This window comes from Saliphagus infecundisoli, from assembly GCF_020177375.1.
GTDB lineage: Archaea > Halobacteriota > Halobacteria > Halobacteriales > Natrialbaceae > Saliphagus > Saliphagus infecundisoli.
This window is the reverse complement of the sequence record NZ_JAIWHV010000012.1, coordinates 76,037-88,088: the sequence shown is the minus strand read 5'-3', so window position 1 is coordinate 88,088 and position 12,052 is coordinate 76,037. Positions and strand designations below refer to the sequence as shown.

The 12,052-nt window shown below is 69.4% G+C and carries 13 protein-coding genes and 1 tRNA gene; 6 read left to right on the top strand and 8 right to left on the bottom strand.

What is annotated here, in order from left to right; genetic code table 11:
- Positions 1–252: 252 nt before the first annotated feature.
- From LCF40_RS14355 to LCF40_RS14345, 3 genes are read right to left on the bottom strand one after another with little or no spacing between them, the layout of a single operon-like run.
- On the bottom strand, positions 253–1,119 hold the full coding sequence (locus tag LCF40_RS14355) for a mechanosensitive ion channel family protein (protein ID WP_114577866.1): 867 nt from the start codon (positions 1,117–1,119) through the stop codon (positions 253–255).
- A gap of 43 nt (positions 1,120–1,162) precedes the next feature.
- Positions 1,163–2,077: a cation diffusion facilitator family transporter gene (locus LCF40_RS14350; protein ID WP_224828934.1), complete on the bottom strand. Its 915-nt coding sequence runs from the start codon at positions 2,075–2,077 to the stop codon at positions 1,163–1,165.
- Positions 2,078–2,129: 52 nt separating this feature from the next.
- On the bottom strand, positions 2,130–2,690 hold the full coding sequence (locus LCF40_RS14345) for an HIT family protein (RefSeq protein ID WP_114577864.1): 561 nt from the start codon (positions 2,688–2,690) through the stop codon (positions 2,130–2,132).
- Positions 2,691–2,916: 226 nt separating this feature from the next.
- Here LCF40_RS14345 and LCF40_RS14340 point away from each other — a divergent pair, with 226 nt between their 5' ends.
- Complete coding sequence (locus LCF40_RS14340; RefSeq protein ID WP_224828933.1) at positions 2,917–3,117, top strand: DUF7835 family putative zinc beta-ribbon protein; 201 nt, start codon at positions 2,917–2,919, stop codon at positions 3,115–3,117.
- An 18-nt stretch (positions 3,118–3,135) separates the two neighbouring features.
- On the opposite strand, the gene map is transcribed toward LCF40_RS14340, so the two are convergent.
- Both map and LCF40_RS14330 read right to left on the bottom strand, forming a co-directional pair.
- Positions 3,136–4,035 carry a type II methionyl aminopeptidase gene (map, locus tag LCF40_RS14335; protein ID WP_114577862.1) on the bottom strand — a complete coding sequence of 300 codons (900 nt, stop codon included), beginning with the start codon at positions 4,033–4,035 and terminating at the stop codon, positions 3,136–3,138.
- 42 nt (positions 4,036–4,077) lie between these two features.
- Positions 4,078–4,983: an isoaspartyl peptidase/L-asparaginase gene (locus tag LCF40_RS14330; RefSeq protein WP_224828932.1), complete on the bottom strand. Its 906-nt coding sequence runs from the start codon at positions 4,981–4,983 to the stop codon at positions 4,078–4,080.
- A 90-nt stretch (positions 4,984–5,073) separates the two neighbouring features.
- Between LCF40_RS14330 and LCF40_RS14325 the strand changes: the two genes are divergently transcribed.
- The gene (locus tag LCF40_RS14325) at positions 5,074–5,340 is read left to right on the top strand and encodes an HAH_0734 family protein (RefSeq protein WP_114577860.1); all 267 of its coding nucleotides are present in this window, start codon (positions 5,074–5,076) and stop codon (positions 5,338–5,340) included.
- On the opposite strand, the gene LCF40_RS14320 is transcribed toward LCF40_RS14325, so the two are convergent.
- On the bottom strand, positions 5,337–7,622 hold the full coding sequence (locus LCF40_RS14320) for a DUF2298 domain-containing protein (protein ID WP_114577859.1): 2,286 nt from the start codon (positions 7,620–7,622) through the stop codon (positions 5,337–5,339). The genes LCF40_RS14325 and LCF40_RS14320 overlap by 4 nt on opposite strands.
- Before the next feature lie 94 nt (positions 7,623–7,716).
- On the opposite strand from LCF40_RS14320, the gene LCF40_RS14315 reads away from it, so the two are divergent.
- The 4 genes from LCF40_RS14315 to LCF40_RS14300 all read left to right on the top strand — a co-directional run bounded on the left by LCF40_RS14315 (position 7,717) and on the right by LCF40_RS14300 (position 10,799).
- Positions 7,717–8,499, top strand: a complete 783-nt coding sequence (locus LCF40_RS14315) for a glycosyltransferase (protein WP_224828931.1) — start codon at positions 7,717–7,719, stop codon at positions 8,497–8,499.
- Positions 8,492–8,947 carry a GtrA family protein gene (locus LCF40_RS14310; RefSeq protein WP_114577857.1) on the top strand — a complete coding sequence of 152 codons (456 nt, stop codon included), beginning with the start codon at positions 8,492–8,494 and terminating at the stop codon, positions 8,945–8,947. The genes LCF40_RS14315 and LCF40_RS14310 overlap by 8 nt, the downstream gene beginning before the upstream one ends.
- Before the next feature lie 60 nt (positions 8,948–9,007).
- Positions 9,008–9,082: transfer RNA gene (locus LCF40_RS14305), tRNA-Met, on the top strand.
- Positions 9,083–9,779: 697 nt separating this feature from the next.
- Positions 9,780–10,799: a DUF8054 domain-containing protein gene (locus tag LCF40_RS14300; RefSeq protein ID WP_114577885.1), complete on the top strand. Its 1,020-nt coding sequence runs from the start codon at positions 9,780–9,782 to the stop codon at positions 10,797–10,799.
- Positions 10,800–10,850: 51 nt separating this feature from the next.
- Here the strand turns inward: LCF40_RS14300 and hpt are convergent, their stop codons facing one another.
- Positions 10,851–11,423: a hypoxanthine/guanine phosphoribosyltransferase gene (gene hpt / locus LCF40_RS14295; RefSeq protein ID WP_114577856.1), complete on the bottom strand. Its 573-nt coding sequence runs from the start codon at positions 11,421–11,423 to the stop codon at positions 10,851–10,853.
- 45 nt (positions 11,424–11,468) lie between these two features.
- Complete coding sequence (locus LCF40_RS14290; RefSeq protein WP_114577855.1) at positions 11,469–12,032, bottom strand: DUF7344 domain-containing protein; 564 nt, start codon at positions 12,030–12,032, stop codon at positions 11,469–11,471.
- Positions 12,033–12,052 lie beyond the last annotated feature (20 nt).

The window sequence follows — 12,052 nt, the reverse complement described above, 5'->3', positions numbered from 1 at the left end:
GCGAGCACGCTCGCGCAACTTATCGGAGGGAAACGCTCTTTGAATCCGGTCAACAACTACGGAATCCGGTGGGGTGTAAGTCATACTCTCCACCGGGTTCCTCAAACTGGTAGCACCAGCGATATGTAATCATCAGATGGCGGTGGTTCGGGTCGTTAAACTAGAAGGGATGCTGTTTCACCCAACTTCGCAACGCGATTCCTCTCCTCCCTACTCGCGGCTTCGCCGCTCGGTGAGGAAGGGGACTCCTCGCTACTGCCTGTTGAAGTCGATCGCCTTCGGAACCACGCCGACCTCGCCCTCGAGAACCCGGGCGTTCGACCGTCCGAGGTCGATCCCGGACTCCTCGAAGCGCTCGACGACCGCCTCGGCGTACTCGGAGCGGACGCGAGCGAACGTGAGCCGGTTGGGCTCGGCGATCCAGATCCGCGCCGAGAGCCGGACGGTCTCGCCGAGGTCGGTTATCAGGACGGTCGGCTTCGGATCGTCGAGGATCTCCGTGTGGGCATCGGCCTCCTCGCGCATGATCCCCACGGCCTCGCCGACGTCGTCGTAGCCGGTCTCGACTGCGACCTCGAGACGGAGCGTGTCGTTGAGCACGGGGTTGGTCACCGCCGAGTTCGTCAGCACGGAGTTGGGGACGGTGACGACCTCGTTGTCGAACGTCCGGACGCGGGTCGCCCGGAAGCTGATGTCCTCGATGACGCCCTCCTCGTCGTCCCAGCGGATCCAGTCGCCGATGTTGAACGTCGGGTCGGTGACGATGAACGCGCCGCTGACGAGGTTGCCGATGACGTCCTGGGCGGCAAAACCGAGCGCGACGGTGAGCGCGGCGACGAGGATCGCCGACCGCTGGAGGGCGTACTCGAAGCCGGCGGTCGAGAGCGCGAGCAGGACGGCGACGGCGACGACGGCCAGCGACAGGGCCTTCCCGGCGCCCCGCCTGAGGGTGGGGTCGGTCCGGCGGAACTCCATCCAGCGGTCGGCGAGGGCAACGAGCCCGCGGCCGAGTACGTAGAGAGCGAGGAAGGTGAGGGCGAAGACGGCCACGCTGTCGGCGAGGGCGACGTACTCGGCGAGCAGCCGTTCGACCCGGGTCGTTGCTGTCGCGTCCGTCACGTTCTTCCCAGGGCGCCCGACGGACTCAAATGTTCCCCCGGCATTAGGAGCGCCCGGGCCGATCGACGGGCCCGGATTCGACCTTCCACTCCCCGAGTTCCTTCGGATCGACGTGGACGAAGACGTCATCGACCTCCGGGATCGCACGGATCGCCTCGACGATCTCGCTTTCGATGTCGTGGGCCGCGAGCAGCGTGTGTTCGCCCTCGACTTCGACGTGGAGGCTGACGTCGATCTCGGGGCCGACGTAGTGGGCGATCACGTCGTGGACGCCGTAGACCTCGGGGTGGGCGGTCGCCCGGGCGACGATCTCCTCGCGGAGGTCCTCGGGCGGAGCGCCCCCGACGAGGTAGTCGAGGTTGTCCCGGACGACCTCGACCCCCGAGTAGAGGATCCCGACGGCGACGACCGAGGCGGCGATCGGGTCGAGCACCGGGAGGCCGGCCTGGGCGCCGGCGACGCCGACCAGCGCCGCGCCCGCGGTGAGGACGTCGTTTCGGTTGTCGGTCGCGGTCGCGACGATCGCGGGGGAGTCGTGGACCTCCCCGACCCGCAGGCAGTAGCGGTAGAGCAGGTATTTTCCGCCGGCGGAGACGGCGAGCACAAGAGCCGCCCAGGGGCCGGTCGCGACGCCGATCTCGCCGGACAGCAGCGACCCGACCGCCCGCCAGAGGATGAGTCCGCCGGCGGCGAAGATGGCGATGGCGACGAACAGCGAGACGAACGGCTCGATGCGTTCGTGGCCGTGGGGGTGGCGGTGGTCGGGGGGCTGGGTCGTCAGGTAGAGCCCCGCGAGGACGACGACGCTGTAGCCGACGTCGGTCGCGCTGTTGACGGCCTCGGAGCCGACCGCGAGGCTCCCCGACTGCCACCAGACGGCGGCCTTGATCGCGAGCAACAGCAGGTTGACCACGAGAACGACGAGGCCGACCCGCCGGACCGCCCGCATCCGGTTCATCACGACGGCCTACGGCAGGGTTCGGTAAGGACGTTCCGAACGGCCGCCGGTATCACTCGCCGTCGGTTCGGCTCGCTCCGTCGAAGACGACCGCGCCCGAGGTGGAGATCGACGCGCCCTCGAGCCCGGCGAAGGCCTCGTGGAGCCCGTCGTAGGTCTCCTCGATGGCCTCGACGATCACCTTCGTCTCGCCGGTCACGGGCATGAAGTTGGTGTCGCCCTCGAAGCGGGGGACGACGTGGGTGTGGAGGTGGTCGTCGATCGAGCCGCCGGCACCCTCGCCCAGGTTCAACCCGACGTTGAAGCCGTCGGGGTCGAAGGCCTCGGTCAGGGCGGTCAGGGTCCGTTGCTTGAGCCGGGCGTGGTCGAGCAACTGTTCGTCCCCGAGGTCGGCGTAGTCGCCGGTGTGGGCGCGCGGGATCACCATCGCGTGACCGGGGTTGTACGGCGCGTTGTTCAGCAGGACGAAGGCGTGGTCGCTTCGGGCGACGATCCGGTTCTCGCGGTCGTCGCTCCGTTCGGGAAGCTCACAGAAGACACACGACTCGACGTCGGGATTCTTCTCCTCGCGTCTCACCCACTCGATGCGCCAAGGGGCGAACAGCCGGTCCATACCCGGGAGCACTCGAGCCCGCCCTAAAGTCTTTCATACGATCCCCGTACGCCGGTTCCGCTGAGGACCGCCCCGTTGACGGCGTCGCCGGCATACGGATCCAGCGGGGTATCAGTCGGCGATACGCGCCGAAGGGATGGCAATACCGTTTCGTTCGCACCGTTTTCGCCGTTCAATCGCGAAACGAGATGGGGGTTTATGACCGATCCCGGGAACCTTCTCCTCGATGGCAACGACGGATGGGGCCGGTGGAGGGATGACGGAACCGTGCGAACGCTGCGGGCTCGAGACGCTCCACGACGTCTCCGTCCAGATCCGGACGGAGAGTCGCGACGGCGAAAACGCCCGGTTCTCCCGGGAACCCTACCGGGTCACCGAGTGCCAGCGGTGTGGGTTCGGTCGGAGCAAGCGAATGAACAACGCCTAGGGCCCGTAGTCCGGGCCGCTACCGGGAGGCGGTCGTCACCTCACAGCCGTCCTCGGTGACGATCACCGTGTGTTCTTTCTGGCTCACCAGCCGGCCCTCGTCCTCCTTGAGGACCGGGTAACCGTGAATTACTCCACGAGACTTCAGCCGCCGGAGGGCCATCTCCGGACGGGCGGTCTCGAGCCACCGGGTCGCGAAGGGAAGGGTTCGAAACTCCTCTTTGATCTGTTCCAACGCTTCGCGGGCGCCCCGGTCTCGGACCGACCGGTCGTCCTGGAGCGAGAAGATCTCCTCGCTGGAGCCCTCGTTGACCTTCCCGCCGCCGTCGGTCGCGAACGGTTCGAGGGCGACGACGTCGCCGACCTCGAGGGTCGTCCCCTGGTCGACGGCGCGGTTTGGAATGTTCGGGCTGGTGTGTTGTTCCCAGTGGCCGAGGCCGTGGCCGGTGAGGTTGACGACGGGGTTGTAGCCGTAGCCGTCGATCGCCTCCTCGATCGCCCGGCCGATCTCGCCGGTCTCGACACCGGGTTCGACGAGGTCAATCGCGGCCTCCAAGGCGGCTTCGGGGGCCTCCGCGAGGTCGTCGTGGCCCGAGAGGTCGACCGTGATCGCGGTGTCGGCGAGCCAGCCGTCGATGTGGACGCCGATGTCGAGGTTGATCATCTCCTCGCCGAAGGTCTCCTCGTCGTCGATGGCGGGCGTCGCGTGGGCGGCCTCCTCGTCGATCGAGATGTTGACCGGGAACGCGGGCGTCCCGCCGAGTTCGCGGATGCGGTCTTCGGCGTACTCGGCGATCTCTAAATGGGTCACGCCGACCTCGACGCGGTCGGCGGTCTCCTCGCGGACCTGGGCGAGGATCTCCCCTGCCTCCCGGTGTTTCTGGTACTGTTCGCCCTCGAGATCGACGGTGTCAGCCATACCCCCGTTTGGGCCGATCGGCAAAAAGAGGTTGCGTCTCGGTCAGCGTTCGGCGCGGGCGGTCTGCATCGCCGAACTGTTGAACGCGGATCCGAGCCCGCCGTCGCCGTCCGCGGCGATGACGCCCGCCGTCGAGCCCGTGAGCTCCTCGAACTCCTCGATCGCGGCCTCGCAGGCTTTGCGGGCGTTCCGGCCATCCCCGATGTGGTCCGCAGCTCGTCGGGAGAGGGTCGTCCGGGCGATGTCCTCGCCGGCACCCGTGGCCGAGACCGCCGCTTCAGGACAGCAGTAGTAGCCCGAGCCGACCTGGGGGACGTCCCCGACCCGGCCCGCGAGCGCGAGCCAGCGTCCGCCCGTCGAGGTCGCCGCCGCCAGCCGGTCGCCCGCCCGGGCGACCGCGCCGACGGTGTCGTGGTCCGTGCCGTCATCCGTGCTCTCGCCCTCCCGGTCGCGACCCCCGGGATCGCTCTCGCCGAAGCGTTCCTCGAGCCACGCGAGCTGTTCGCGGGGGCCGCCCTCGGGTGCCTCGAGGTCGTCCCACCGCTTTCGGGTTCGTTCGCTCCAGCAATCGACCCCGGTCTCGACGCCGTACGCGCCCGCGAGCTCCGCGGCCCGCTCGCCGCTGAGGAGCACGTGGGGCGTCTCCTCCATGACGACGCGGGCGGCGCTTACGGCGTGTGCGACCCCGGGAACCGAACAGACCGCGCCGACGTCTCGACGGTGGGTCATGATCCCGGCGTCGGTTCGGATCGCCCCGTCGCTCTGGACCGCGCTCCCGACGCCCGCGTTAAAGCGCGGGGAGTCCTCGAGGACACGAACTGCCCGCTCGACCGCGTCTACGACCGAGCGCTCGCGGGCGCCCGCCGCCGCGGCCTCGTCGAGGACTTCCCGTCTGGGTTCGGGCTCGTCGGGCTCCGTGCCCGCGCCGCCGTGGACAAGTAGCTGCATGCAGGGACGGGCCCCTCGGGAGGGAGGAAGCTTCCGGTCGGCGCCGGGGAACCCGACAGTATTAATTCCCCGTCGGCCGAAATGCCGACAATGAAACGGCTCATCGTCCACGGCGACCCGGGGATCCGCAAGGACGCCGTCATCGAGTACGACGGCGAGGAGCTGACCTGCTTCGGGATCAACCGCAACGGCGAGTGGCACGGCCCCGAGCAGGTCCAACTCTGGTGTACCGTCGGCGCCGCCGGCGAACGCGAGGACTTCGAGAAGCGAAACTTCGTCCCCCACTTCCTCGAGGTCGTCCGTGCGGACGCAAGCGAGATCGAGGTCGTCTCCGAGAAGAGCCCGCTCTCCGTTTAACTCCCCTCTACCTCGTAGATCCGTACCGCCCCGAACTCGGCCGCGACCGACAGGGAGTCGTCGTCCTCGACGGTGAGGTCGTACCACGCCCGCTCGTTCGGCCCGACGTAGACGTAGTCGATCCCGTAGTTCTCGAGAACGGTCGCCCGCTCGGCGTCGCTCCCCTCGAAAACGGTCTCGGCGTCGGCGACTCGTTCTCGATATGCGTCCTCGCCGTGGTAGTCGGCCGCGTGAGTCCAGCCCGCGAGCGTCGGGAGTCCCGAGAACGTCGAGGCGCCCGAGACCGCCCGCGAGGGCGGGGGTTCGCCGTCGCTGGCCGTCCCATAGGTGTATTCCGGGGGCGTGGGCGCCTCGACGATCCTGGCTCCCGGCTCTCGGTCGGCGAGCCAGCCGACGGCCGCGGCGACGTCGGGTTCGGTCTCCTGTAGCTCCGCCCTGGCGTCCAGCCCGAGCCCGTCGGCGTTCTCGGCGTGGGCCAAAAGCGCCAGCCCGCCGTAGATCGAGAGGCTACAGACGAGGAGGACGATTCCGATCGCGGCGAGCCCGTCGTAGGTCCGCCGGGCGTCCGCCCGCGGCTTCTCGTCGACCCCGCCGGTGCTCCCGGTCCGCTCGAGCAGCCAGGCAAGCGCGATCCCGGCCGCGAGCGCCCACAGGAGCCAGACGTGGACGTAGCTCTTGAACACCGTGTTGAGCCGGCCCGGGCCCGCGGGGTCGGCGAGGTAGACCAGTTCGACGGTCGCGACGATCCCGGCGCCGGCGACGAACAGGAGGCTCTCGAACCCGCCGCGTCGGGCCGCGAGCCAGCCCAGCACGAGGAGGGGGGCGACGACGAGGACCGGAAGGAGTCCGGCGGCCCAGGCGGCGGCGACGAGGACGGCGGCGAGGCCGGCCGTCCTCGCCCCCGCCGGAACGGGGACGCGGGCGGCGAGATACCGGTAGGCGACGGCGAGGAAGGCGCCGTGGACCAGCAGGAAGGCGGGGAGGGGGCTCCGGTCGGCGACGAGGGCGAGCGACCGCTCGGCCCCGCCCGAAAGCGTCGGGAGAAAGGGCGCGACGGCCACGAGGGCCCCGGCACCGACGACGGCGACGAGGACGGCGGCCAGCAGGGGCCGACCGAGTTCGGCCGCGCCGTCGGGTGCGTTCTCGAGGCGGTTTCTATACGGGCGAGCGAGCCGTTCGGGGAGCAGCGTCCGGGGAGGCGCCGGCGCGAGCGCGAGCGTCAGCCAGGCCAGTCCCAGGGCGGTCGGCAGGTCCCAGGCGTTGACGACCGCGAGCCAGCCCGCGACCGGCGGGAGCGCGAGGAAGGCCAGCAGCCGGCGGCGCCGTCGCTCGGCGGCGGGGGTCTCCCAGTAAGCCAGACAGATGCCGACGGCGAGGAGGAGAAACGGCGTCGCGAGCATGTGGGCGTGGAGGTCGCCGTTCAGGAAGGCAAAGAGCGGGAACTCGTTGATCGTGCCCGGGATCAGCCGGCTCGCGTCCCAGTAGCCGAAGGCGTCGGGGCCGGCGGCGACGGTCTCCCCGCCGGCGCGCTCCATGGGGACCCCGACCGCCTCGAGGACGGCCCGGCCGCCGGGAAGGAGCCAGGCGAGTGTGCGCACGGGAGTCGCGAGGTTGCTCGCGAACCCGACGAGGACGGCCCCGAGCAGGGCGGCGGGGAGCCGAGCGACCCCCCGGCTCGCCGCGATCGCGCCCGCGAGCCCGTAGGCCGCACTCACCAGCGTCGCGTAGATGCCCGCGAGCGCGAGGGTGTAGGCGTAGTGGGGCGGCGTCGCGGTCAGTCGTGCGAGGGAGGCCGCGAGGAGGTGGCCGCCGTAGTAGTACCGGACGGGTTCGCCGGCGAACCAGGGGTCTTCGGGGGGGAGCGTCCCGGCCTTCGAGAGGCGGGTTAGCAGGCCGTAATCGAGGTACTTCTCCCCGCCCCACGGAACGATGCCCGGATCGACGGCCCGGACGGCCAGAAGGAAGGCGAAGGCGGCGGCGAAGACGGCCGCGACCTCCGCGTACCGTCGCGAGTCGATCTCGACGCCACGACGGAGGGCGAGCGCCGAGCCACAGCACAGCGCGAGGAGGGCGACGGCGACCGAGAGCCGGCCGAAGGAGAGCCGGCCGACCCAGAATCCGCCGAGGCCGACGGCCGCGAGCGCGAGCGGGATCGCCAGTCCGGCGCCTCTCCCCTCCCCGTCCCGGAAGACGGCGGCCGCGAGCGGAAGCGCGAGCGCTCCCAGCCCGAGGACGGCGACGAGCCAGCGGACGGCGAGGGCGACCTCGGTTCCGACGACCATCACCCGAACGGACAGGGACGCCCCCGAAACCCCTTTTGGCTTCGTCCGCCGGGGACCGAACCCTTTTGTCCGAGCACCGGGGCGATAGGAACGAATGAACCCGACCGTCGGCGTCGTCATCCCCGCCTACCGGCCCGACGCCGACCGGCTCGCCGACTACGCCGAGCGCGTCGTCCGGCACGTAGAGCCCGAGGCGGTCCGGATCGAACTCGACGACCCTCTTCCGGGAACGGTCGCTACCCTGAAACGGGCTCCCGCGACGGTCAACGCCGTCTCCAGCCGACGGGGCAAGGGGAGGGCGATCACCGACGGGTTCGACGCCCTCGAGACGGACGTCTACGCCTTCGCCGATGCCGACGGCAGCACGCCCGCGGCGTCGCTTTCCGAGGTCGTCGCTCCCGTCCTCGAGGGATCACTCGCGCTCTCGGTCGGCTCGCGGCGCCACCCCGACGCGGTCGTGGAGTGCCACCAGACCCGCGTCCGGCGCCGGCTGGGCGATCTGTTCGCCTGGAGCGCCCGTCGGCTCCTCCCCGTGGCGCTGTCGGACTACCAGTGTGGCGCGAAGGCGATCACGGCCGAGGCCTGGGGCAACGTCCGGGGACGGCTCCGCGAGCCCGGCTTCGGCTGGGACGTCGACCTCGTCGCGGCCGCCGACGCCGCTGGCTACCGGGTCGGGGAGGTCCCGGTCCGCTGGCGGGACGACCCGCGCTCGACGGTCGCGCCCGTCGGGACGCCCCTGGAACTCGCCCGGACTCTCCTCCGGGTCGCCCTCCGGCGCCGGCGAGAGGGGATCGACGGAGTGGCCGATCCGCGAGGGGACGACGCCGGCGTGGACCGTCGACCGGCCGGCGATCGACGGCGATCCGATCATGAGTGATCCGGGCCCGCTCGAAGCTGTCCACGACGGGGTCGTCGCGCTCCGTTCGGGGACCCGCCTCGGCCAGTTCGTGTCGGCGGGGCTCGTCGGCATGGCCGTCGACAACGCCGTCTTAGTCTCCCTCGTCGAGTTCGCGGGGCTCTCGCCGGTGGTCGGGAAGGTGATCGCCTGGGAGGCCGCCATCGTGGTCATCTTCGCGATCAACGAGCGCTGGACGTTCTCGACGTTCGCCTCGGGGGATCGGGAGGCGCTCGCCCGGCGATTCCTCCGGTCGAATGCGGTTCGGTTGGCCGGCCTGCTCGTCACCCTCGGGGTCCTCGCGGGACTCGTCTACGGCGCGGGGGTCTGGTATCCCGCGGCCAACGTGGTCGGGATCGGCGTTGGCTTCGTCGTCAACTACGTCGCCGAGAGCCTCTACACCTGGCGGGTCCAGTACGGCGAGCGGTAGAAACCCGCATCCGGTAGTCGAATCACAATCCTTAACTAGCGGACCGAGCTACGAATCAGTAGCGGGATGGGATAGCCAGGAGATTCCGGCGGGCTCATAACCCGCAGACCGGTAGTTCAAATCTACCTCCCGCTATGTTTTGGGGCGAACGAACCTCTGAGCGCCATCCATAGCACGACGAGTCGATTTGAACGATACCGAGGGTCTGCGCTTCGCGCAGGTTCTCGGGAGTAGTTCAAATCTACCTCCCGCTATCGTTCGCCTCGAAAACGGTATAGTGGTCGTGTCAACTACCCCGCCCTGAACGCCTTCGGCGTTCTGAGGACGGGGCTTGCGTGGCTTCGGTCGGGAGTTGTGGTCCCGGACCGACTTTTGTGCCGGTGCGGTCGGTCGGCAGAGGCAATGTAATTGGACGTGACCTCGGCGACGTCGCGGCAAGTCGAGCGTGCTCGGAGCGGTCGCGTCGTCGGTCCGTCCTTCGGGGCCGGTTGACGGCGGCCCGTCCGGAGCGAGGAACCAAACCTTTCCCGCACCGAAGTGTTGGTTCGGCACCCATTGCTGGGCTGTCTGAAGCCCGCTTCGGACGACAGAGGACGACGAGCCGGACGATACTAACTGTTTCACCCAACTTCGCAACGCGATTCCTCTCCTCCCTACTCGCGGCTTCGCCGCTCGGTGAGGAAGGGGACTCCTCGCTACTGCCTGTTGAACGAGAGAACGAGGGAGCCCAGCGACCGAAGTCCGCGTGGTTCAAATCTCTCTCGAGACCATCGGCGTCGACCGGGGGGAGACGGCCACACGGATTTTAGTCGTCTCGGTCCAACCGACGGGTATGAGAGCTCGAGCGTCGGAGCTGATCGACGCCCTTCGCCGGCCGGAGTACGTCGGCGAGAACCGGTGTCTTCCCTGTACCGTCGTCAACGTCGCGGTCGCGCTCGCGGGGAGCGCCCTCGTCGCCCGCTCGAGGAACCGCCGGGGTCGGCTGTTCGCCACCGGAACCCTCGCCGGGTCGCTCGCGACGATCTACCTCCGGGGGTATCTCGTTCCTGGGACGCCCGAGCTAACGAAACGGTACCTGCCCGAGCGCGTGCTCGCGGCGTTCGGCAAGGAGCCGACCCGCGAGGGGACTCGCTACGGCGGCTGGGAGCCAATCGACGACGACACCGTGGACGTCGAGACCGGGGATGCCGAGCAGAGAGGTTCCGGGAGCGACGACGCTGCGACCGAGGACGACATGGGCGGCGATACCGACGCCGACGAAGGGAACCGGGAGCGAGAGACCATGGAACGGATCGAGTACCGCCGGGAGAACGAGGTCGATCCCGAGGCGTTCCTTGCGTCGATCGACGCCGTCGAGCCGACCGCGGACGGCACGGACCTCCGGCTGACCGACGAGTTCGCCGAGAGCGTCGAGGCCGGTCTCGAGCGCCACCGCGAGGAGCCACGGGACCTCGAGGCGCTCGCCGATCTCTTCGACGTCGATCGGGCGGCGGTGACGGTCAAGGACCGCGACTACCCCGCGATAGCGGTCGGCCAACGGATCCGGAAGTGGCCGAGCGACGGGGCGCTCGTGGCCGACCTCGCGACCGCCGAGGCCATCGAGGACCGGACCGACCGCTGGCGGGCGGTACCCCTGGAACAGCGCGTCGAGATCCTGGAGGCGCTGCGGGCGTTTCACGAGCGGTGTCCCTCCTGTGGCGGGCCGATCTCGATGAGTTCCGACACGGTCGAGTCCTGCTGTCGGTCCTACGAGGTCGCCACGCTCGGCTGCGAGGAGTGTGAGTCCCCGCTGCTGGAGTTCGACCCCGACGCCGTCGAACGGAGGGCCTCGGACGCGGGGGCTCGACTCTAGGACTCCCGTCGAATCCCCCCGGCGTGGTTCCTCGCCCGCTTCCAACCACCTTTAGACGCCGTCCTCGGTCCCGTCGACGATGACGACCTCGCCGTCGACCACGTCGACGTCGACGAGGGTCTTGACGTCGTGGTCGGTTCCCTCGAGGCGGTTCTCGCCGCCGACCTTCTTGATCACCGCGACGGTGTCGACGACCTCGGCGCCGATGTCCCCCAGGGCGTCCAAGACAGCCGCGAGGGTGCCCCCCGTCGAGAGCACGTCGTCTAAGACGAGCACGCGGTCGTCCTCGCGGACGTCGTTGATGTACATCTCGTTCTCGGAGTAGCCCGTTCGCTGGGCGATCGCGACCTCGCCGTCGAGGCCGTACTCGCGTTTCCGGATCACCGTCAGCGGGATGTCGGTCATCAGCGAGACGGCGGTCGAGATGTGAATTCCCATCGCCGCGGGGGTGACGATCTTGTCGACTTCCTCCAGGCGGGCCTTCCGGATGATCCGGATGACGATCTCCCGGAGCAAGCCCGGGTCGAGCTTCGGGACGCCGTCGCTGATCGGGTGGACGAAGTACTGGTAGCCTTCCTTCTCGATGATCGGCGCCTCGAGCAGCGACCGCTCCAGCTGATCCATGTCGTGGCTGGACCGGTAACGGAGTAAAAGCTGACGGTACGCCGCCTACTCGTCGGTTCCGTACCGCAGTTCGGGCGGTCGCTCGCCCTCGCCGATGCGCATCCGGCGCTCGTAGAAGACGTGGACCGCGGCCGTCGCCGTGAACGTGACGGCGATGACTGCTGTCCACGTCAGGGTCGGGAGGCGGGCGAACGGCGCGACCTCGCCCCAGAGGACGGCGACGAGCGCACAGCTGATCGCACCCAGCGAGAGATAGAGCTCTCGCCAGGGGATCTCGTCGCCGGGAACGATCTCGAGGTAGACGTTCATCTCGTCGGCCCGGTCGGTGGGCTCGACGACCCCCTCCTCGTCGTCGAACTCGAGGATGCCCGCCCGGTCCATCCGGGGGAGGTGGGTCTGCTGGAGGGTCGTATACACCCGCTTTCGCTGTGCGGGCGTGACCGCCTCGGGGGTCGTCTCGTACTCCCAGGCGGCGACCTGCTGGGCGAGATCGCCGAGCGACATCGTCCGCCCCTCCCGTTTGAGGGCGTGGAGGGCGTAGCGCCGCCGCTGGTTGCGCAGGACGTCGAACACCTCGCCTTTCGTCAGCGTCTCCCCGTAGTCACCCATGTCGTCGCCGGTCGGTTCCC